Origin of the sequence: Nocardia sp. NBC_00416, assembly GCF_036032445.1 — a bacterium.
Classification (GTDB): domain Bacteria; phylum Actinomycetota; class Actinomycetes; order Mycobacteriales; family Mycobacteriaceae; genus Nocardia.
Window position 1 is genome coordinate 2,179,944 of record NZ_CP107932.1, and the last position, 19,486, is coordinate 2,199,429.

The window sequence follows — 19,486 nt, forward strand, 5'->3', positions numbered from 1 at the left end:
TCGTCGGTGCCCCGGCCTCGGAATCAATGGCGCTGTAGCCCAACAGATTACCCGCGTGAGGTCTCCCGCGTGGTGGGAAGGAGCCCGATCATGACGGACGATACCCTCGCCGAGGCGGTACTCGACGGAGCACCCGCCGAAGTATTGCAGGCACAGCAGGTTCCGCGCGACTATCTGGCCGCGCATCTGCGGCGCGAGGACGTCGGCATCTTCGCCGGCCACACCGATAAGGATCCGCGGCGGTCGATCCATCTCGGATATGTGCCCATGCCCGAGCTCGCGCCGGACGAAGCGCTCGTCGCGGTGATGGCGAGCTCCATCAATTTCAACACCGTGTGGTCGTCGATCTTCGAGCCCGTCTCGACCTTCGATATGCTCGACCGCTTCGCCCGGGCGGGCGGCTACGCGACCCGGCACAAGCAGGACTATCAGGTGATCGGGTCGGATGCGGCCGGCGTGATCGTCCGGACCGGTGCGGGGGTCCGCAATTGGAAGGTCGGCGATCATGTGACGGTCTCGCCCGTCGTGGTCGACGATCAGCATCCGGCCGCCCACGACGACGCGATGCTCGATCCGGCGATGACGGCCTGGGGCTACGAGACCAATTTCGGCGCGCTCGCCCACTACTGCGTCGTGCGGGTGAGCCAGCTGCTGCCCAAACCCGCCCACCTGACCTGGGAGGAGGCGGCCTGCATCAACCTGTGCGGCGGTACGGCCTACCGGATGCTGGTGGGCGAACACGGCGCCCGCATCAAACAGGGCGATATCGTGCTGATCTGGGGGGCCGCCGGAGGTCTCGGCGCCTTCGCCACCCAGTTGGTGCGCAACGGCGGTGGTGTGCCCGTCGGCATCGTCTCTTCCGACGACAAAGCGCCCCTCCTGAAGAAACTCGGCTGCGATATCGTCATCAACCGTGCCGAACTGGGGATCGGCGGCGGCGACCGCACCCCGGAGGACACGGTGCAGGCCGCCAAACGACTCGGGCGGGCGATTCGTTCGGCTGTCGGCGAGGATCCGCACATCGCCTTCGATTACACCGGACGCGGCACATTCGGCATCTCCGTGGTCGTCGTCCGGCGCGGCGGCACGGTGATCACCTGCGGCTCCTCGAGCGGCTACCGCCACGAATACGACAACCGCTACCTCTGGATGAACCTGAAGCGAGTGATCGGCAGTCACGCCATGAACCTCAAAGAGGCGGCGGAGATGATCCGGTTGTTCGATCTCGGCCATCTCACCCCACCGCTCTCGGCCGTGCACCCGCTCTCGGAGGTCGCCGAAGCGGTGCGCTCGGTGCAAACGAACCAGCACGTCGGCAAGGTCGGTGTCCTGGGGCTCGCGCCGCGCGCAGGCCTCGGTGTCACCGACCAGGCCAAACGAGACCTGTTGGGCGAGGCGTTCCTCTCTCCCCTGCGTTCCGCGCCGCGCCCGGAGCCCGATCTGGTTCCGGCGCCGTGAGAGACCGTCGTGCTCGACCCGGATCCGAACTCGGCACCCGTCGAATCGGTCGGATAGATTCGACGGTCCGGTTTCGCCGCGCGACGGTCCGCGATGCTCGCTGATCGCGGTGCCGCCGGGCAGGCGAATGCACCGGACCAGCGCGGATAGCTGACAACCCGCTCGCCGCGGAGGATAGTTACCGGCATGGACGCGGACAGGGACGCGGCGGCCGTGGCCGACCGGGTCTTCCACGCGATACTCGGCGCCGTCGATATGCTGGCGATATTCGTCGGCGATCGGTTGGGCTGGTATCGCAGCCTGGCCGACCGCGGTCCCGCGACCGCCACAGAACTGGCCGAACGCACCGCGACCCACCCCCGCTATGCCCGGGAATGGCTGGAACAACAGGCGGTGACCGGGCTGCTGATCGTGCACCGCGACGGCAGCGCCGACGACCGGGTGTTCGCCCTCCCGCCGGCCACGGCCGAGGTGCTGACCGATGAGCACAGTCTCAACTATCTGGCGCCGTTCGCCCGGTTGTTCGGCGCGACCGGACCCGCGCTGCCCGGACTGCTCGAGGCCTACCGAACCGGCGGCGGCGTGAGCTGGGACGAACTGGGGGACAACGCGCGTGAAGGTCAGGCCGACGGCAATCGGCCCTGGTATGAGCACCGCCTCGCCGATGCCCTGGCCGGGGTACCCGATATCGACGCCGTCCTGCGCGCCCCCGGCGCGCGAATTCTCGATATCGGCTGCGGCGCGGGCTGGTCGGCCATCGCGCTCGCGCACGCCTACCCGCAGGCTCGGGTTCAGGGCGTCGACATCGATGCGCCCTCGGTGCGGATGGCGCGACGCAACGCCGCGGCGGCGGGTGTCGAGGATCGCAGCGAGTTCCGGATCGCGGATGCCGCCGAGTTACCGGAGGGCGGCGCCGATATCGCGTTCGCCTTCGAATGCGTGCACGATATGCCCCGGCCGGTCGATGTGCTGGCGGCCGCGCGCCGCGCCCTGACGCCCGGCGGGTTCCTGGTGGTGATGGACGAGGCGGTGGCCGAGGCGTTCGGGCCCGACGGCGACGAGTTGGAACGATTGATGTACGGGTTCAGCCTCTTCGTATGCCTGCCCGACGGTATGTCGAGTCGGCCCAGCGCCGGTACCGGTACTGTCATGCGCCAGGAGACACTGCGCAGGTACGCACTCGCCGCCGGTTTCACCTCGGTCGACGTCCTCCCCATCGCCGATTTCGGATTCTGGCGTTTCTACCGTCTGAGCTGAGATCGCGGCGCCACTTCCCACCAGGGCTCCAATGTGTTTGGATAGCCTTACCTTAACCGGTGTGGTAGCCCGGCGCAGCGGGCCGGCACGGACAAACAGAGGAAGTATCGAACTCATGATCAGCACGCGCAACAAACTGGCAGTCCTCGGTTTCGCCGCGGCCGCACTGGTCGGCACCTTCGGCGCCGTCACCACCGCCGGTATCGCGCAGGCCGCTCCGGTCACCGCGCCGATGCACACCGCCGCGCCGACGACCGGTGAACTGAAGGTCAAGATGGGCGTCCTGTTCAACCTGAACGCGCCGCGCTCGGCCCGGGCCGCCGAATTGGAAACCGGCGAGGCCGGGCTGACCGCATTCGACGCCGCGGCCGGACTGATCGCCATCGCGCCGCCCAGCTGGCGCTGGGACATCGCCGGGCCCGTCGTGGTCAACGGCGATACCGCGGCAGCCGGACTGGTCACCACCACCGAGGGGTACGAGCCCTGGACCTTCGACCTGACCTGGAAGCAGATCGAGGGCACCTGGAAGCTCAGCCGCGAGTCCGTGTGCACCATCGGCAATTTCGTCGGCACCGGCTGCTGACCGGGAGCTGATCCAGGCCGCCGGCCCGAGACAGTCCGGCAGCGGGACCGAGCAAACGGCCGTGCAGGCGGCGCGAGAACCGGATGCGTTCGGCCGCCGGACTGTCCGGCGGCACCGGCGGCGGCGCGGCACTACCGGCGAACACCGACCCGCTTGTAGTGCTCACACAGGAAGCGGCATCCGCATATCGACGGTTGTGCCGCGCGACGAGGCGATGATCTCCACCTCGGGTATCAGGGCCCGGATGATCGCCAGACCCCGGCCGCGTATCGGGTCCGGTCCGGGATCGGGTTCTTTCCAACGGCCCCGATCGGCGACCACGATGCGCAGGCCCGCGCCGCGGAGTGCACACCGTACCCGGATCGTGCCCCCGTCGCCCTGGTGTCCGTGCTCGACCGCGTTGGCGCAGGCCTCCCCCACGGCTAGCAATACGTCATAGGACCGGCATTCGTCGAGCGGGCAGTGCGCCAGCCACTCCTGGACTGCGCGCCTGACCCCGGCCAACCGGTCGGGCTTCGCCGGAAAGTCCAGCTCCCATCTTTTCGGCGGACTGTCCAGCCCGAGTGGGCGGGTCGTCGTCACCTGATCGCCTCCTGTAGGTCTCGCCGTCGGGCGGCGTAGGCGGTACCGGGCCCGTGGCGTTCGGCTGTCTGTGCGTTCGAGTGCGTGCACTGCTAGCCATACCCATTCGGTCACGCGGCATTCGACCGAGCGGCGCGCGATCACCGCACCGCCGCCGGCCGGGGACAGGAGGCCACCCGGATCTCGCACCGTAGGAGGTGTTCGCCCGGCGCAAACGTGGCGCAGATTACGGTCGGCTTCGACCGGCTCTCACGCCCATGACTCCGCTTCGGCGATCGGGTAAGTTCACTGCGGAGATCGGTGACGGCCCGGCCGCGTACTGCGGCCGGGCCTCCAAGCGGTAGAGGTGGAATGTGGCGAATGGCGAGCTGGAGGACCGGCGATGAGTGGTGAGAGCGCGCCCCGCCTGCTCGACGTACAGGTGCGCACGGAGAACGGCACCGCGATCGTCACCGTGCAGGGCGAGGTGGATATGGCCTCGGCGCCGCAGTTGCAGGCCGCCCTCGAAGACACTCAGCGCGAGGGACACCCGCTGATCGTGGATATGTCCGAGGTCGGGTTCCTGGGGTCGGCCGGTTTGAGCGTCCTGCTCGTGGTCTCCGAGGCCGCCGGGTCCGGGAACGGGTTGCGGGTGGTCGTCTCCGACGCCGTGCGCCGTCCCATCGAACTGACCGGACTCGACAAGCTGCTGGCGGTGTACGACTCACTGGCCGCCGCAGTCGCGGCGGGCACCAACACCCCGGCGTCCTGACTCACCGTTCGGCCGCCGCGGTCACTGGGCGCGGGGCAGCCGGACGACCTGCACGAAGAAATCATCGATCTGCTTGATCGCGGCCACGAACTGGTCGAGATCGACCGGTTTGGTGACGTAGGCGTTGGCATGCAGTTTGTAGCTGCGCAGGATGTCCTCCTCCGCAGCGGAGGTGGTGAGCACGACCACCGGGATATGCGTGAGATCCGGGTCGGCCTTGATCTTTTCCAGCACCTGCCGGCCGTCGTACTTCGGAAGATTCAGGTCGAGCAGGATCAGGTCCGGGCGCGGGGCGTCCGCGTACCCCTCCTTGCGGTACAGGAAATCCAATGCCTCCTGGCCGTCATGAGCCACGTGCAGGGTGTTGCCGATCCTGTTGTCCTCGAATGCCTCCCTGGTCATCAATTCGTCGCCCGGATCGTCTTCGACGAGCAGGATGTCGATCGGCTGGCCCGGTACGGTCACAGAGTTTCTCCTTCGAGGACGGATTCCGTTTCCAGGGTAGGTGTTCGCGCACCCTCGGACTCCCCGGCAGTGTCCGGGGCCGCGGCCGCCGGGTCGGAGGTGCGCAGCGTGAAGCAGATCCGGGTTCCCACGGTGTTGTCGGTATCGAGCCAGATCGTTCCCCCGTGGTACTCGACGATCTTCTTACAGACCGCCAGGCCGATCCCGGTGCCGCTGTATTCGTCGCGGGCGTGCAGCCGCTGGAAGATCACAAAGACCTTCTCCGCGAATTCCGGGGCCACACCGATACCGTTATCGGACACCGAGAACACCCGGCGCGCCGGATCCCCGTCCTCGTCCTCGACCTCGATCCGCACGACCGGTGCGAGATCGGGCTTGCGGAACTTGATCGCGTTGCTGACGAGATTCAGCCAGAGCATCGCCAGCAGGGTCGGTTCGCCCAGTATCTCGGGCAGCGCCGCGGGCCGCTCGATCACGGCGTCGCTGTCCTCGATCGTCACCGACAGATCGGTCAGCGCCTTGTCCAACGGCAGGTCGAGGCGCACCGGTTCCGCCCCCTCGCTCACCCGGCCGACGCGCGAGAAGGCGAGCAGGTCGTTGATGAGCACCTGCATGCGCTTGGCGCCGTCCACCGCGAAATCGATGTACTGCTTACCGCGGTCGTCGAGCTGGGATCCGTAACGCTTCTCCAGCAACTGACAGAACGAGGCGATCTTGCGCAGCGGCTCCTGCAGGTCATGCGAGGCGACGTAGGCGAACTGCTCCAACTCGGCGTTGGAGCGGCGCAGTTCGTCGGCCTGTAGATCCAGCTCCGCCTTCTGCTGCCGCAGCTGTGCGCTCTGGGACCGCGAGGAACCCAATTCCGCGACGATCCTGGTGCGCATATCCTCCACCGCGTCGGCGACCTGGGCGATATCTGCCGGGCCGCGGCTGTCGATGTGCCGGTCGAACTCTCCGTTGGCGACTTGCAGCGACGAGGCGGTGAGCTCGGCGAGCGGACGTACCACGAGCCTGCGCAGCAGGACGGTCAAAATGATCGCGGTCAGCAGGAATACGATCACCATGCCGGTCAGCACCGCGTCGCGGATCGTGCGGGCATGTGCGAGCGCGCGGTTGTCCGCCGCCACCGCCGCCGCCAAATTGTCGTTCTGCACGGTGAACGCGACCCGCAACTCGTCGAAGACGCCTTTGGCCCGCACGGCCGTCGTCGCGGCCAGCGCGCGGGCTCGCTCGGGTGTCGCCGTCGCGGCGAGCGGGCCCGCGTACTCGGTGCGCCACTGCTGCGTGCCCCGCTCGATCACGTCCAGATCGGCGGTCAGGTCCGGCCGGTCCGCCAGCAGTTCGCGCAGGCGACCGGCCGCGCCGTCCTGTTCCCGCCGCCCCTGCACATAGGGTTCGAGGAACTGCGGGTCGGCGGCGATCGCATAACCGCGCAGACCGGTCTCCTGATTGATCAGCGCACTCTGCAGCTGGTATGCCTCGGCCGCGGCGGGCAAGGTCTGGCGTGCCAACCGGTCGGTGACCTCGTTGGTGTTCGCGATAACCTGCGCACCGGCGATCGCGCCGATCAGGACGACCAGGATCATCGACCCGAGGACCAGCTGGAACCAGACCTGCGCCGTGAGCCGGCCGACCACCCCGGACTCGGTGTTCGTCACGAGAGTTCGCCCTTCTGCGTATCGTTCCACCGCAAGTAGATGATGGCCAGATCGTCGTCGAGACCGCCGGCCTCGGCCGCCAATTCCTCGACACGGCCGATCAATTCGTCGACGAAGACTTCGGGGCGGACGTCGGGAACAGCCTTCGCGATCCGCAGCAGGCCGTCCTCGCCGAGCCGGTCGCCGTCCCCGCCCACCCGGCCCTCAAACAACCCGTCGGTGAACAGCATCAGCCCGGCGTCGCCGGCCAGGTCGATCTGCGCGGCCGGCCACTGCGCGCGGCCGGGCATGAAACCGAGCGCCGCCCCGCCGGTGACCTCGACCCAGCACAGTTCACCACCGACGTGGTGCAACATCCCCGGATGCCCGGCTCGACGCACCACCACTCGCTGCGTCGACGGATCGAGGGTCAGGCTCGTCGCGGTGGCGAACGTCTGCCGGTCGGTCCGCTCGGCCAGCAGCACCTCTTCCAGCAGCCGCAACTGCCGCGAGCCCGTCACGCCACTGAGAACCAGTGTGCGCCAAGCCAACCGCAACGCGACACCCGTGGCGGCGGCGTCGGGGCCGTGGCCGGAGACATCCCCGATGATGGCGTGCACGATTCCCGCGGCGTCCTGCACGACATCATAGAAATCGCCGCCGAGCAGTGAATGGGCGCGGCCGGGCCGGTACCGCGCCACCACGTCCACCGCGCGGTCGGCGCCGAACAGCGGGGTGGGCAGCAGGCCACGCTCCAGCCGGGCGTTCTCCTGTGCGCGCATCTGGCTGGCCTGCAGCTCCGCGCTGGTGCGCTCGGCCTGCTTGCGCTGAATGGCGTAGCGCACCGCGCGGGCGAACAGTTCCGGCTCCACCCGGCCCTTCACCAGATAGTCCTGCGCGCCGGAAGCGAGCGCGGCCAGCCCGGTGCTCTCCTCGTCCAGTCCCGTCATCACCACCACGGCGACCCGGTCGTTGTGCGCGCGGATCCGGGCCACCGCCTCCAGCCCCTGCGCGTCGGGCAGCCGCAGGTCGAGCAGCACACAGTCGGGTACCTCGGCCCGCAGGCTCTCCCCCGCCTCGGCGAGGGTGCGCACCCACTCCAGGCGCATACCCCGTTCCGCGTCCGCCACCAGTTCCTCGACCAGCAGGGCATCGCCGGGATCGTCCTCTACCAGCAGTACGAAGGGGTCACGCTCGAACCACCCGGCCGCACCGATATCGGGCCGGTTTGCGTTATCGCGCACCAGCACCGCCGAATTCGCCAGCACCCACCGACACCACGGCCTCCGATCGCACAGGAAACAACGGCGACACGCGCACGCTCGCTCAGCGGCCGGTTGCTGGACCGAGAGGCAGCACTGATCGTAGCGGATGGCGCCGGGTCCGGTGAACGGGACTTGACGAGCCACTGTTCGCCGGACCTCCGTGCGAACGCATCCGGGATGCCGCGCCGACCCGGGAACAGACCGTTCGCCGATCCCACCGATCCGGAAACCCGACCGCGAGCAGCCGTGCGTGTTAGCGTGTGCACCTCGTCGGCCGCCTGAGACCCCTTGCGGCCCCGCATTTTACGAGCGCGAACGGTGTCGAAGGAGAGAACGGTGCGGATCGGAATCGGATTGCCCTCCGCAGTCCCGGGTGCCACCCCCGAAACCATCGGGACCTGGGCGGCACACAGCGAACAGGCCGGTTTCGCATCGCTGGGAGCCACCGACCGGCTGGTGTACGACAGCCTGGACCCGCTGGTGACGCTGGCGGTCGCAGCGGCGCACACCACCGAGACCGAATTGGTGAGCACCGTGCTGAACATCGGCTACCGCGGGAACCCGTTCGTGGTGGCGAGCCAGCTCGCCTCGCTGGACCGGCTCTCCGGCGGCCGGCTCACCGCGGGTCTCGGCATGGGAGCCTGGCAGGACGACTACACCGTGAGCGAGGTGGCGATGACCACTCGTGGCGCCCGGTTCGAAAGCGCGCTCGCGCAGCTGCGACGAGCGTGGCGCGGCGAACTCGCGGGCGCGGCCGGACCGGTTCCGGCACTGCCGCCGGGGCGACCGCAGGTGCTGCTCGCGGGTATGGTGCCCGCCGGGATAGTGCGCGCCGCCGCCCTCGCCGACGGATGGGTAGCACCGGCCTTCAGCGTCGAACTGTTGCGCACCGGACTCGATATCGTCGGTACCGAGTGGGCCCGCCTCGCCCGGCCCGGCCGGCCCCGGGTGCTGGCCGTCCGCTATTTCCAGCTCGGCGCCGACGCGGTGGCGACAGCGGAGTCCTACGCGCAGAACTATTACGGTCCGGAGATGTTCCCCCAGGTCCGGCCCGACCTCCTCACCGACACCGCGCACCTGTGCGACGAGGTGTTCCGGATCGCCGAGTCCGGCGCCGACGATGTCATCCTGCTGCCCTGTTCGGGCGACCCGGACCAGATCCAGCTCCTCGCCGACGCCCTCGGCGACCAATGGCTCGGCGCCGCACACCGGACGCCCGCCACCGCGGGCGGCTGATCCATTCGACGCCGCGCCGCGCCGCCGATCATTTCCTCATCCGCGACGCGGCGCGGGAGCCGACGGGGGCGCCAACCGGTCACCGAGAACCTGCGCACCCGCGTATTTGGTCTGCCGGGTCAGCGGAACGAGCTCGTATCCGGTGATACCGGGCGCCTCGGCCAGCGTGGTGGTGACGAACCGGTAGACGGCGCCGAGGCCGCTCGTCGTGAGGTTGGCCGTGAGGTTGGCGGAGCCGGAGATCGCCGCCGCGAACGGCACATTCGGGTGATCGGCCAGGGCGTGCCCGACCTGGCGCAGGTGCCGGGGCTCGACCGTCATCCACAGCGTGGTCGTCGTGCGGTGACCGCTGGCGGCCGGGGCGATATCGATATCGAAATAGGCCACGCCCGAACGCACCAGCGCCTCGATACGGCGGGTGACCCGTCCCGCCGTGCTGCCGGTCGCGCGGGCCAAGGTGGTGAACGGGGTGCGGCCGTCGCGGGCGAGCGCGTCGAGCAGCACCCGGTCCGCGGCCGTCAGTTCCACCGGACGCGGGTTCGTCTTGGACCCATCTGATACCCGGGCTGGTGCTCAGCGGTATCGGCAGCGGCCTGGTCAACCCCCCGCTCGCGTCCACGGCCGTCGGCGTCGTACCGGTGCAGCGCTCGGGTATGGCCTCCGGGATCAACAACACCTGCCGCCAGGTCGGGATCGCGCTCGGAATCGCGGTATACGGAAGCTTGTTCACCGCGCGATTGCACTCCGCGCTCGGCGACCGGCTCGCGGACCACCCGGGGCTCGCGGCACACACCGACCGACTGGCCGGCGCCGCGCACGACGGCCGGGCACAGGCCGTGCTCGCCACCCTGCCCGACTCCGATCGAGCGGTGGTCGCGCAGGCGATCCACGCGGCATTCGCCGCGGCTCTCGACTCGTTGCTCGTCGTCAGCGGCGTGGTCGCGGTGATCGGCGCCGTCTGCGCCACGCTGCTCGTCCGGAGCAGGGATTTCGTTCCCGCACCGGCCGAATCCAGCGCAACCCCGAGCCACTCGGTTCCCGAACCCGCCTGAGCGGGACCCGGAGGACGCGAGAGGCCTCACCGCCCGGATATGCCGAGCATCTCGCGTCCACCTTCCGCCCCCGCCCGCGAACTGACCCGGCTGGTCACCAGGGCAGGGCTCCAGTGGCATCGAAATAGCCTCCGGTCGGTCCGTCGCGACCGATCTCGGCCATCCGCACGATGACTTCGGCGGCCTCCTCGACGGTTCCGGTTCCGGTGTGCCCGTTCAGATCGGTTTTCGTGAATCCCGGCTCCACCGCATTGATCCGCATGTCCGGATACGCCTTCGCGTAGTGCACGGTGAGTGCGTTGACCGCGGTCTTGGACGCGGGATAGGCGACACCCGGATACGCGCGCGCCGCCGTGCCCGCAGTCGAGATCCGGGTCAGTGACGCCAGGCCGCTGCTGACATTGACGACGACCGGAGCAGTGGACCGTTGCAGGAGCGGGAGGAACGCGTGCAGAACACGCACCGTGCCGAATACATTGGTCTCGAATGTCCGACGCATCGTGTCCACGGTCAGATCGGCCGCGCCGAGGGTCGTATCCGCCCCCATCTCGGCCTGGACACCGGCATTGTTGATGAGAACGTCCAATCCCCCGCCCGCCTCGATGATCCCGGCCGCGGACACCACGGACGCCTCGTCGGTGATATCGAGAGGCAGCGCGCGGCCGCCCGATTCGGCGGCGGCGCGGCGGCCGCGTTCGGCGTCGCGGCAACCGAGATAGACGATATGCCCGGCGGCGACCAGCCGTCGCGCCGTCGCGAATCCGATGCCCTTGTTGGCCCCGGTGATCAATGTCGTTGTCATACGTCAACGCTAGAATCTCGAGCGCGCTCGAAGTCAAGCGCAGGCACTTCCACGAATGCGTCCTCCAGCCGACCCGGCTCGTGATCGGCGGCCACTCGCGATCCCACCCCATTTCGGAGGAGCGATCTTCCGTATAAGCTGTCACGGACTCGGGCGTGGCGGGCCGAAATTTGGCCGCGCCGGGCTGCTACGACGCCTGTGCGACCACGATGCGCTCACCTGGGTGCGAGGCGGCGCGCGGCGCGGATCCCGCCCGCGGCGATACCGCCCCGGTACGCTGTACAACCGGCTGTGCTCGCCACTATGCACGGTCGCTCGCGACACGCCAGGGTTTTACTCTGCCGGGGTCAATCGGTCGTGATCCCGTACGACAGCTCGAGAATGTGGATGCGGACATTCGCATATTCAGACGTCGACGAACGGAGGTCGGTACATATGACAGCTACCGATGACTATGTGGCCAACAACGCGCAGTACGCGGCGCAGTTCAGTGGACCGCTGCCCCTTCCGCCCAGCAAGCACACCGCCGTGGTCGCCTGCATGGACGCCCGGCTGGACGTGTACCGGATCCTCGGCCTGCAGGAGGGCGAGGCCCATGTCATCCGCAATGCGGGCGGCGTCGTCACCGACGACGAGATCCGCTCGCTGGCGATCAGCCAGCGACTACTCGGCACCACCGAGATCATCCTGATCCACCACACCGATTGCGGGATGCTGACCTTCACCGACGACGATTTCAAACGCGCCATCCAGGACGAAACCGGGATCAAGCCCACCTGGTCGGCCGAAGCGTTCACCGACTTGAACGAGGATGTGCGGCAATCGCTGCGACGGATCGAGGCCAGCCCCTTCGTCACCAAGACCTCCTCGCTGCGCGGATTCGTCTTCGATGTCGCCACCGGCAAGCTCGAGGAAGTCACCGCCTGAAATCGGGCAGCTGAACAGCACGCGGGGCGGCGCGGCGATCACCGTCGGATCCGGTGATCGCGGCGTGGCTCCGGTCGCTCAGAGTCCGCCCTGCGCAGCGAGCACATCGAAGGCGGCCTCCGCGCTGCGCCACAGCACATCCATCTCCGCCCGGACCGCCGGCTCCGCCGCCGGATCCTGCAGGGCCAGGCCGTTGCCGAAGATCACCACGTTCGCGCCGGCGTCGACCAGCCGCAACAGTGGCCCGGTCACCACTCCGGCACCGAAGACGGCATCCAGTCCCTCACCCACGAAATAGAACCGCCACAGTGGTCCCAGATCTCCGCCGTAGATCGTTTCGGTGAGGTCGACGATGAGCGAGCCGTGACTGGCGATCGCGTCGACGATCACGAAATGATCCCGTGCGTTCGCCGGTACGGCACGGGTCGCGGCGACGGCATTGGACAGATCGACGGTGAGGTGGGCGTTGTAACCCGCCATCGCCACCCGTCCCGCGGACAACTCGCACCGGCGGGCGAGCGCGAAATAGTGCGCCCACTGCGGTTCGGTGGGCGCGCCGGTGAACTCCGCGTGCACATTGCGCAGCAACCGCAGCAGCAGATCGAGGCTGATGCGGTGCGCCCATTCGGGATCATCGAACGCGGCCGGATTCCGTTGCAGCGGCATCACCGCGGCCTGCTCGACGGCATCGAGCCCCAGCGGGAGCAGCCCGCGCCGATCTCGATGCGCGACCAGGATCTCGGTGATCCGCCGATGCTGTTCCACCGCCCGCTCGAGCCGAGCCAGCGAGGAGCCGGATTCGTCGTCCGTCAGTGCCGAGGTGTCGGACAGTTCGACGATCTCGGCCACGGCCGCCGCCGACAGTGGTGCGCCACAGGCGGTATCGACCTCGGCCGCGGCGGTCCGCGCCGGTGCCGACAGCGCGAATACGACGGACAACACAGTTGCGGCGACGACCACGAGATAGCTCGGCCGCGCGGGACGTTCGCTGGACATGCGTATTCCGCTTTCACTCGACGACGGACGACTGGGCCGAGAAACCTATCTGCGGTGGAGCCGGAACAGCGGTGTTCGCGCGAGCCGCCCGATCGGGCGCGGGCCTCAGACTAGCCCAGCTTCCGCCCGGATCCCGGTCGCCGCCTGTGGAGTCGGCCGGTCGGGTCGACCACGAAAGACGCGACGGTAGGCGGCCGGGGTGGTGCCGACCTGATCCTCTGATCGGCGGGCCAGGGTCCGCGCGGAAAGTCCCGCCGCGGCAGCCGTATCGGTCACCGTAACCGGCCGATCGAGTCGGCCGAGACTCCATTGCCGCAGGGTGAATGACGGACCACCCCGCCCGCGTACCCCGCGCCGGCTGACGGGGTGCGCGGGTCCGTCGCGTTCAGCGCGACCCGATCAGCTCCAGCGTTTCCTCCAGGACGCCGAGCCCCACCGAACTCGGAACCAGGATGAACTCGTCGAGCCCCGCGGCCTCCGCGGCGTCGAGCGTGCGGTGCAGCGCTTCGGCGTCGAATGTCTTCATGGAAGCGGCGGCGCCCGCGGCATTGTCGGCACCGAGAAAACCCAGGTACTCCGCCGTGAAATCGCGGAGCACGGCATCGGGCTCGGCCACGCCCAGGGCGTAGAAGCATCCGCTCACCAATCGTGGCGGTTCGCGATCGGCACCGGCCCAGGCACGCCGCGCGGCATCGGCGGACCATTCGATCTCGCCGGGCACCCCGCCCACACTGAACGCGACCACACCGTCGGCCCACTGCGCGGCGCGGGCCAGCGATTTCGGTCCGAGGGCGCCCGCGAGCACGGGCGGGCCGCCGGGCTGGACGCAGGACGGGCCGATTGGGTCGGCCCCGTCGGCCGGAGGCTCACCCGCCCACAGCGCCCGCAACTCGGCGACGGCGCGATCCAGCCGGTCGTGTCGACGACCGAAACCCGAGGCGAGACTGCGATAATCGTCGGCGCGGCCGCCTACCCCGACGCCGAGAGTGAAGCGCCCGTCGGACAGCACGTCCAGGGTCGCGGACTGCTTCGCCACGAGTGCCACCGGATGCGCCGGCAGCACCGAGACGTTGGCGAAGATCCGCACCCGCTCCGTCACGGCGGCGGCAGCGGCCAGGGTCGTCCACATCTCCGGGTTGTGAAAGGCCATTCGCTCACCGCACGAGATACTCGAAACCGGCCCTTGGTCGGCGAGCCGGCACCACTCGACGGTGGCGGCCCGGTCGTATCCTCGGCACATCGTGGGCAACGCGATCCCGATATCCATCGCCCCAGCATCGGGCACCTCACCCCGCTTTGCAAGAACATGTTCTAGTTCGACCCGATGAGGGATCGAGCGCACCGGCCCGACCAGCACCGTCACTCGCCCGCGGTGGCACCCGATAGAGACCGATCGGTCCGGTACTCAGCCGCCTCCGCCGCAGCCACCGCCTCCGCCGCCACATCCGCCCCCGCCGCAGCCACCTCCGCTGCCGCTGTCTCCGCTGCTGCTGTCACCGCCGCCGTCTCGGCCCCCGACATACCAGCCGCCTGCCGCCGCCCCGGCCGCTCCGGCCGAGCGGGAGCGGGCGCGCAGCGGAGCACGACCCTGCCGGAATCTGCGCACCAGGGCCGTCACCACGAGAACCACCGCCAGCGCGAAGAACCACCCACCCGTCACGAATCCGAAGATATCGGTCAGGATGAGACCCCCCAGTGCGGCCGCTGCAGCCGAAATGTACAGCACGGTACCTCCCCGGAAATTCGAACTGTCGCGAGAGAGATTACCCGGCAACGGTTCCCGGTGGCCACCTCGAATGAGCTTGCCCGCCGCCGGGCCGGTGCGCCCGGCCGGTCGGCCCCGGACCCGCGGCAAAGGTAGGGTACAGGCGAGAGTCGGCGAGAACGGCGAACCGCCCGCGGTGATCGACCGTCTACCGGTGAAGCGATGCCCGTGCAGAGATCGGTGACGAAATGACGGCAAAAGCCGCCACACGAGATGTTCCTGTCGACCGGATCGAGGTCTCACCGCCTCCGGAACCGGCGGCGCGCGCACACCGCAGTGACTATTCGGTCCTGTTGCGGCGAGTGCGCGACGCGGGTTTGCTGGACCGGCGATTGTCGTACTACGCCTGGAAAGGCGGGGCCGTCGTAGCGGCGCTGATCGCCGGTTGGACGGCGTTCGCGCTGATCGGCGACTCGTGGTGGCAGCTCGCCGTCGCCGCCTTCCTCGCCGCGATATTCGCCCAGCTCGCCTTCCTCGGCCACGATGCCGGGCACCGGCAGATCTTCGGCAGCCGACGTGCCGACTACCTGGTGGGGACGCTGTTCGGGAACCTCGCCATCGGGGTGAGCATCGGCTGGTGGACGAGCAACCACAACCGTCACCACGCGCATCCCAATACCGAGGATGCCGACCCCGACATCATGGGAGTCCTGGCCCATTCCAGCGTGCGGGCGCGCGCGGGCCGCGGCCTGCGCAGAGTGATCTTCCGCTATCAGGGCTGGTTGTTCTTCCCGATGCTGCTCCTGGAAGGCGCCAGCCTGCACTATTCGAGTGTCCGGGCGATCGTGCGGCGCGATATCCCCCGGCGCGGCCTCGAGGCGGCACTGTTGCTCGCGCACGCCGCCGGGTACCTGGCCATCGTGTTCCTGGTCCTCTCACCGGTCAAGGCGGTCGTTTTCATCGCGGTGCAGCAGGGACTGTTCGGCCTCTACATGGGCTCCAGTTTCGCGCCCAACCACAAGGGCATGGCGGTATTGCCGGCCGGCGACTCCACCGACTACCTGCGCCGCCAGGTGCTCACCTCGCGCAATGTCCGCGGCGGGCCCGTCGTCGATACGGCTTTCGGCGGCCTCAACTACCAGATCGAGCATCATCTGTTCCCCTCCATGCCCCGGCCCAATCTGCGCCGGGCTCAGCCGATGGTCGCGCAGTACTGCGCCGAGATCGGCGTGCCCTATTGCGAGACCGGGTTGATCGCCTCCTATACGCAGTCGGTCGGCCACCTGAACACTGTCGGAAAGTCCACCCGGCGCGGCGCCGCGGCGGCCGCCGCCCCCGCCGATTCCGAATCGGAGCGGTGATCGGCGCGTTCCTGGGCCGGCGAGAGTCGGCTCCGGACGCTGCTCCGCGCGTTCCGTCGCCGGAGAGCTCGCCGTCCGGTCCCTCGGCCGCCGTTCGATGACGCGGGTACCGGCCGAGAGGCGGACACGACCGAACCGCCGGCGACCGCGGCTGCGCGAGCCGCGTAACTCTTCCGCGGGACCGGGCACCGGCGTCGCGAATACGGCGCGGTATCCGCACAACCCGCCGGACGACGAACATAAGTGCAGTTCAGAGCGGTGGAGATAGCTCGAGGCAGAGCGTAACTCGACGTTTACCTCTGAACCTTGTCGCGTAACCCGCCGCGGACGCACGCTACGGATATGCACCACACCGCCGAACACGACGAGCGACTCGACCCGGGCGACGCGGCGCGCGACCGTCCGATCTTCGAGGGACAGATCCGCCGTCTGTTGCCGACCTCGGGACATCTGATGGCTCGCCGCCTGCGCGACCTGCTCCGTGCGGAGCTGCGGTCCGGGGCGTTCGGCGGGGGCCGGCTGCCCGGCGAATCCGAGCTGATGGCCCGGCATCGAGCCTCCCGTGACGTGGTCCGGGCGGCACTCGACCTGTTGCGGCGGGACGGCCTGATCGAACGCAGGCGCGGACTCGGCACCCTGCCGATCCGCGAGGAGTACATCGTCGCGGGAGCGCCGCCGCCCGCGGGCCGGTCACTGGAGGCGCATCTGGCGCTCGGCCGGATCGCACCGCGCCTGCTGCACTGGGCATGGATACCCGCGCCGCCGGTGATCGCCGCACGGCTGAGCGACGTCGCCGTGGGCGAGGACTGCCTGTGCATCGAATACGTCCTGCTCCTCGACGACCGTCCGCTCGCCGTGTTCACCAACTACCTGCGCGCGCCCGAGGCCGGCGGTGTCGACCAGGCCGTCTTTCGCGACGACTTCTACTCCCTGCTGCACACCGGGGGTATCGATATCGCCGGCTGCGATGTCGGGGTCCAGGCCGCGCGCGCCGACGACTGCGCGGCCGCCCTGTTGCATGTGCTGCCCGGTGAGCCCGTACTCCTGGTGGAGCAGACGATCCGCGACGGCACGGGCGCCGCGATCGATTACGCGCTCGGCACCTGCCGCGGCGAACTCCAGCTGGAGATCGGCGGTATCCCCCGAATAGATATGACCGCGGCGCTTCCACGCTGATCGCGTCCGGTGCGCCACCGCACCGGCCGACCGCTCCGGCTTTCCCGCCGACAGCCCTCGAGCCGTCCGTGCTCGAGCTCTTGCGCACAGCGCAGACCGTTCGCTCCCGAGAACGAGGACCAGAATGACGACGACAGTCCCGACCACCACCTTGCCGACACTCACCGACGCGGCGAGCGCCCTGCGCCGCCGCGAGACGACGGCCACCGAACTCGTCGAACAGGCCATCGCCGCGGCCGACGCCGCCGATGGCGATATCGGGGTGTACCTGGCCCGTTTCGACGATCGTGCGCGCGCCGCGGCCGCCCGCGCGGATGAAAAGTTCGCGGCCGGTCTGCCACTCGGCCCGCTCGAGGGAATCCCGCTGGGAATCAAGGATATTCTCGCCCATTCGCACGGACCGACCACCGCGCAGAGCCTGGTGCTGGATCCGGCGTGGGGCGCCTCGATCGGCGACTGCGCTGTCGTGCGCAGGCTCGAGCGCGCGGGCGCCATCGTGACCGGGAAAACCACCACCATGGAGTTCGCCATCGGCGCACCCGACCCGGACAAGCCTTTCCCGGTACCGCGCAACGCCTGGGATACCACCCGCTGGGCAGGTGGCTCGAGTTCGGGATCGGGCAGCGGTGTGGCCGCCGGGATGTTCTGCGGCGCGATCGGAACCGATACCGCGGGCAGTATCCGCATTCCGGCGGCGTTCAACGGCATCACCGGTCTGAAACCGACCTTCGGTCGGGTGCCGAAATCCGGTGTGGTTCCGCTGGGCTACACCCTCGACCACGTGGGTCCGATGGCGCGCAGCGCCGCCGACTGCGCCGTGATGCTCGCCGCCGTCGCGGGATTCGACGGGTCCGATCCGTACAGTTCGCGTACTCCCATCGATGACTATGCCGGGGCGCTGACCGGCGACCTGCGCGGCGTCACCATCGGTGTGGACGATCTGGAGCGGTACGCGACCGGCGGCATCGACCCGGCGCAGCCCGCACTGTTCGGCGCGGCACTCGAGGCGCTGCGGGCGGCGGGGGCGAAGGTGGTTCCGATCGAGGTACCGATGTACCAGGAGCTCACCGCAATCGACTTCGTCGTCATGCTCGCCGAGGCGCACGCCTACCACCGGCAGACCCTGCGCACCCGGTGGTCCGATTACGGGCGGGCGACCCGGATAATCCTGGCCGGCGGGGCCGGGATCGGGGGTCCCGATTATGTTCAGGCGCAACGTGTCCGGCGCATCGCCCAGCAGCGGATGGCCGAACTGCTCGACACGGTGGACCTGGTCGTCACACCGACCGGCCACCTCGGCGCGCCCGCCCTGGACACGATGGACCCGCTCGACCCGCTCGGCGTCCTGCCCTCCCTGCACACCCCGTACTGGAATCCGCTGGGCAACCCGACCCTGGCGGTGCCGATCGGACTGTCCAGCGAGGGCACTCCGCTGTCGATGTCCCTCTCCGGCAGCCCTTTCGCGGAGGCGGCGGTGCTGCGCGCCGGCGACGCCTTCCAACGCCGCACCGGCCACCACACCCAGATCCCGGCCACCGTCGAACGAGGAGGAGCTCGATGAGCACCGATACCACTGTTTCCTGGACCGACGACGCCGCGGAGAACGCCGCGGTCGACACCATGTACCGCGTGGTGGGTGAGATGGCGGCGCTGCTGCACGGATTCGAGGGTGCCCGCTACACCGATCCGAGCGGCGGTTACACCGTCGGCTGAGTTCGCGATCGGCGGGTCTCCCCGGCCGCACCGGCGGGTATCACGCTGATATCCGCCGGTGCGCAGATCTGTGCATCGGCGGGGACGACCGCCGCGACCACCGGCTTCCCGGAGCGGTTGTCGACCAGACGGACGGGCGGACCGGCGGGATCGGCGAGATGCCGGTCTCCCCACTGCATGAGACCCACGATCACCGGATACAGCTCCCATGCCTTCTCCGTCGGCTGATACTCCGATCGCGCGCGTTGCCCCTCGGCGCGGTAGGGGATGCGGTGGGCCAAACCGTGCCCCACCATCTCGGCGAGACGGCGGCTCAGCACCGAGGTCGATACCCCCAGGTGCTGCTGGATGTCCTCGAAACGACGTACCCCGTTGAACAATTCCCGCAGAACCAGCAGCGTCCAGCGGCTCCCGACGACATCCAGGGCACGCGTCACCGGGCAATTGTCCAGGCCGACCTCCATCCACTCCATGCGGTGATTCTAATCCTTGAGTTCTCATCACGAACTCAGCTAGATTC

At 68.9% G+C, this 19,486-nt stretch carries 21 protein-coding genes; 11 read left to right on the forward strand and 10 right to left on the reverse strand.

The features are described 5' to 3' along the window. Positions 1 to 90: 90 nt before the first annotated feature. The 3 genes from ccrA (at position 91) to OG804_RS08800 (ending at position 3,298) form a co-directional block, all read left to right on the forward strand. On the forward strand, positions 91 to 1,458 hold the full coding sequence (ccrA, locus tag OG804_RS08790) for a crotonyl-CoA carboxylase/reductase (RefSeq protein WP_328395740.1): 1,368 nt from the start codon (positions 91 to 93) through the stop codon (positions 1,456 to 1,458). 186 nt (positions 1,459 to 1,644) lie between these two features. Then, complete coding sequence (locus OG804_RS08795) at positions 1,645 to 2,715, forward strand: class I SAM-dependent methyltransferase (protein WP_328395742.1); 1,071 nt, start codon at positions 1,645 to 1,647, stop codon at positions 2,713 to 2,715. A 115-nt stretch (positions 2,716 to 2,830) separates the two neighbouring features. After that, positions 2,831 to 3,298: a hypothetical protein gene (locus OG804_RS08800; RefSeq protein WP_328395744.1), complete on the forward strand. Its 468-nt coding sequence runs from the start codon at positions 2,831 to 2,833 to the stop codon at positions 3,296 to 3,298. A gap of 162 nt (positions 3,299 to 3,460) precedes the next feature. On the opposite strand, the gene OG804_RS08805 is transcribed toward OG804_RS08800, so the two are convergent. After that, the gene (locus tag OG804_RS08805) at positions 3,461 to 3,880 is read right to left on the reverse strand and encodes an ATP-binding protein (RefSeq protein WP_328395746.1); all 420 of its coding nucleotides are present in this window, start codon (positions 3,878 to 3,880) and stop codon (positions 3,461 to 3,463) included. Positions 3,881 to 4,262: 382 nt separating this feature from the next. Here OG804_RS08805 and OG804_RS08810 point away from each other — a divergent pair, with 382 nt between their 5' ends. Further along, entirely contained in the window at positions 4,263 to 4,631 is a 369-nt protein-coding gene (locus OG804_RS08810; protein ID WP_328395748.1) for an STAS domain-containing protein, read from the forward strand. Positions 4,632 to 4,652: 21 nt separating this feature from the next. Here OG804_RS08810 and OG804_RS08815 read toward each other — a convergent pair whose 3' ends face one another. The 3 genes from OG804_RS08815 to OG804_RS08825 all read right to left on the reverse strand — a co-directional run bounded on the left by OG804_RS08815 (position 4,653) and on the right by OG804_RS08825 (position 7,950). Beyond that, positions 4,653 to 5,096, reverse strand: a complete 444-nt coding sequence (locus OG804_RS08815; RefSeq protein ID WP_328395750.1) for a response regulator — start codon at positions 5,094 to 5,096, stop codon at positions 4,653 to 4,655. Beyond that, positions 5,093 to 6,682, reverse strand: coding sequence for a sensor histidine kinase (locus OG804_RS08820; protein WP_442941864.1), 1,590 nt, complete (start codon positions 6,680 to 6,682; stop codon positions 5,093 to 5,095). Before OG804_RS08820 ends, OG804_RS08815 begins: the two co-directional genes overlap by 4 nt. Before the next feature lie 68 nt (positions 6,683 to 6,750). Then, on the reverse strand, positions 6,751 to 7,950 hold the full coding sequence (locus OG804_RS08825) for a PP2C family protein-serine/threonine phosphatase (protein ID WP_328398289.1): 1,200 nt from the start codon (positions 7,948 to 7,950) through the stop codon (positions 6,751 to 6,753). Positions 7,951 to 8,334: 384 nt separating this feature from the next. Between OG804_RS08825 and OG804_RS08830 the strand changes: the two genes are divergently transcribed. Further along, positions 8,335 to 9,234, forward strand: a complete 900-nt coding sequence (locus OG804_RS08830; protein WP_328395754.1) for an LLM class flavin-dependent oxidoreductase — start codon at positions 8,335 to 8,337, stop codon at positions 9,232 to 9,234. A gap of 36 nt (positions 9,235 to 9,270) precedes the next feature. Here the strand turns inward: OG804_RS08830 and OG804_RS08835 are convergent, their stop codons facing one another. Beyond that, positions 9,271 to 9,762 (reverse strand): Lrp/AsnC family transcriptional regulator, encoded by a 492-nt coding sequence (locus tag OG804_RS08835; protein WP_328395756.1) that lies wholly within the window; start codon positions 9,760 to 9,762, stop codon positions 9,271 to 9,273. 41 nt (positions 9,763 to 9,803) lie between these two features. Here OG804_RS08835 and OG804_RS08840 point away from each other — a divergent pair, with 41 nt between their 5' ends. Next, positions 9,804 to 10,286, forward strand: coding sequence for a hypothetical protein (locus OG804_RS08840; protein ID WP_328395758.1), 483 nt, complete (start codon positions 9,804 to 9,806; stop codon positions 10,284 to 10,286). Between the two features lie 94 nt (positions 10,287 to 10,380). On the opposite strand, the gene OG804_RS08845 is transcribed toward OG804_RS08840, so the two are convergent. Next, entirely contained in the window at positions 10,381 to 11,088 is a 708-nt protein-coding gene (locus OG804_RS08845) for an SDR family NAD(P)-dependent oxidoreductase (RefSeq protein WP_328395760.1), read from the reverse strand. A 435-nt stretch (positions 11,089 to 11,523) separates the two neighbouring features. Here OG804_RS08845 and OG804_RS08850 point away from each other — a divergent pair, with 435 nt between their 5' ends. Further along, positions 11,524 to 12,015 (forward strand): beta-class carbonic anhydrase, encoded by a 492-nt coding sequence (locus OG804_RS08850; protein WP_328395762.1) that lies wholly within the window; start codon positions 11,524 to 11,526, stop codon positions 12,013 to 12,015. A 78-nt stretch (positions 12,016 to 12,093) separates the two neighbouring features. On the opposite strand, the gene OG804_RS08855 is transcribed toward OG804_RS08850, so the two are convergent. From OG804_RS08855 to OG804_RS08865, 3 genes are all read right to left on the reverse strand, one after another. Continuing rightward, positions 12,094 to 13,011: a DUF5995 family protein gene (locus OG804_RS08855; RefSeq protein ID WP_328395764.1), complete on the reverse strand. Its 918-nt coding sequence runs from the start codon at positions 13,009 to 13,011 to the stop codon at positions 12,094 to 12,096. Between the two features lie 385 nt (positions 13,012 to 13,396). Then, complete coding sequence (locus OG804_RS08860; RefSeq protein WP_328395766.1) at positions 13,397 to 14,278, reverse strand: LLM class flavin-dependent oxidoreductase; 882 nt, start codon at positions 14,276 to 14,278, stop codon at positions 13,397 to 13,399. A gap of 138 nt (positions 14,279 to 14,416) precedes the next feature. After that, positions 14,417 to 14,737 carry a hypothetical protein gene (locus OG804_RS08865; RefSeq protein WP_328395768.1) on the reverse strand — a complete coding sequence of 107 codons (321 nt, stop codon included), beginning with the start codon at positions 14,735 to 14,737 and terminating at the stop codon, positions 14,417 to 14,419. A 227-nt stretch (positions 14,738 to 14,964) separates the two neighbouring features. Between OG804_RS08865 and OG804_RS08870 the strand changes: the two genes are divergently transcribed. The 4 genes from OG804_RS08870 to OG804_RS08885 all read left to right on the forward strand — a co-directional run bounded on the left by OG804_RS08870 (position 14,965) and on the right by OG804_RS08885 (position 18,966). Continuing rightward, entirely contained in the window at positions 14,965 to 16,077 is a 1,113-nt protein-coding gene (locus tag OG804_RS08870) for a fatty acid desaturase family protein (protein WP_328395770.1), read from the forward strand. 342 nt (positions 16,078 to 16,419) lie between these two features. Beyond that, positions 16,420 to 17,253 carry a GntR family transcriptional regulator gene (locus OG804_RS08875; RefSeq protein ID WP_328395772.1) on the forward strand — a complete coding sequence of 278 codons (834 nt, stop codon included), beginning with the start codon at positions 16,420 to 16,422 and terminating at the stop codon, positions 17,251 to 17,253. Positions 17,254 to 17,377: 124 nt separating this feature from the next. Further along, complete coding sequence (locus OG804_RS08880) at positions 17,378 to 18,814, forward strand: amidase (RefSeq protein WP_328395774.1); 1,437 nt, start codon at positions 17,378 to 17,380, stop codon at positions 18,812 to 18,814. Beyond that, on the forward strand, positions 18,811 to 18,966 hold the full coding sequence (locus OG804_RS08885) for a hypothetical protein (RefSeq protein ID WP_328395776.1): 156 nt from the start codon (positions 18,811 to 18,813) through the stop codon (positions 18,964 to 18,966). The genes OG804_RS08880 and OG804_RS08885 overlap by 4 nt, the downstream gene beginning before the upstream one ends. Here the strand turns inward: OG804_RS08885 and OG804_RS08890 are convergent. Then, positions 18,951 to 19,439 (reverse strand): winged helix-turn-helix transcriptional regulator, encoded by a 489-nt coding sequence (locus tag OG804_RS08890; RefSeq protein ID WP_328395778.1) that lies wholly within the window; start codon positions 19,437 to 19,439, stop codon positions 18,951 to 18,953. The genes OG804_RS08885 and OG804_RS08890 overlap by 16 nt on opposite strands. Between the last annotated feature and the right edge of the window lie 47 nt (positions 19,440 to 19,486).

Excerpts from the sequence above, each read along its gene's own strand:
- OG804_RS08870 (WP_328395770.1), top strand. The coding sequence starts at position 14,965 with ATGACGGCAAAAGCCGCCACACGAGATGTTCCTGTCGACCGGATCGAG.
- OG804_RS08850 (WP_328395762.1), top strand. The coding sequence starts at position 11,524 with ATGACAGCTACCGATGACTATGTGGCCAACAACGCGCAGTACGCGGCG.
- OG804_RS08890 (WP_328395778.1), bottom strand. The coding sequence starts at position 19,439 with ATGGAGTGGATGGAGGTCGGCCTGGACAATTGCCCGGTGACGCGTGCC.
- OG804_RS08820 (WP_442941864.1), bottom strand. The coding sequence starts at position 6,682 with ATGATCCTGGTCGTCCTGATCGGCGCGATCGCCGGTGCGCAGGTTATC.
- OG804_RS08845 (WP_328395760.1), bottom strand. The coding sequence starts at position 11,088 with ATGACAACGACATTGATCACCGGGGCCAACAAGGGCATCGGATTCGCG.
- OG804_RS08855 (WP_328395764.1), bottom strand. The coding sequence starts at position 13,011 with ATGTCCAGCGAACGTCCCGCGCGGCCGAGCTATCTCGTGGTCGTCGCC.
- OG804_RS08810 (WP_328395748.1), top strand. The coding sequence starts at position 4,263 with ATGAGTGGTGAGAGCGCGCCCCGCCTGCTCGACGTACAGGTGCGCACG.
- OG804_RS08800 (WP_328395744.1), top strand. The coding sequence starts at position 2,831 with ATGATCAGCACGCGCAACAAACTGGCAGTCCTCGGTTTCGCCGCGGCC.
- OG804_RS08860 (WP_328395766.1), bottom strand. The coding sequence starts at position 14,278 with ATGGATATCGGGATCGCGTTGCCCACGATGTGCCGAGGATACGACCGG.
- OG804_RS08885 (WP_328395776.1), top strand. The coding sequence starts at position 18,811 with ATGAGCACCGATACCACTGTTTCCTGGACCGACGACGCCGCGGAGAAC.
- OG804_RS08880 (WP_328395774.1), top strand. The coding sequence starts at position 17,378 with ATGACGACGACAGTCCCGACCACCACCTTGCCGACACTCACCGACGCG.
- OG804_RS08875 (WP_328395772.1), top strand. The coding sequence starts at position 16,420 with ATGCACCACACCGCCGAACACGACGAGCGACTCGACCCGGGCGACGCG.
- ccrA (WP_328395740.1), top strand. The coding sequence starts at position 91 with ATGACGGACGATACCCTCGCCGAGGCGGTACTCGACGGAGCACCCGCC.
- OG804_RS08795 (WP_328395742.1), top strand. The coding sequence starts at position 1,645 with ATGGACGCGGACAGGGACGCGGCGGCCGTGGCCGACCGGGTCTTCCAC.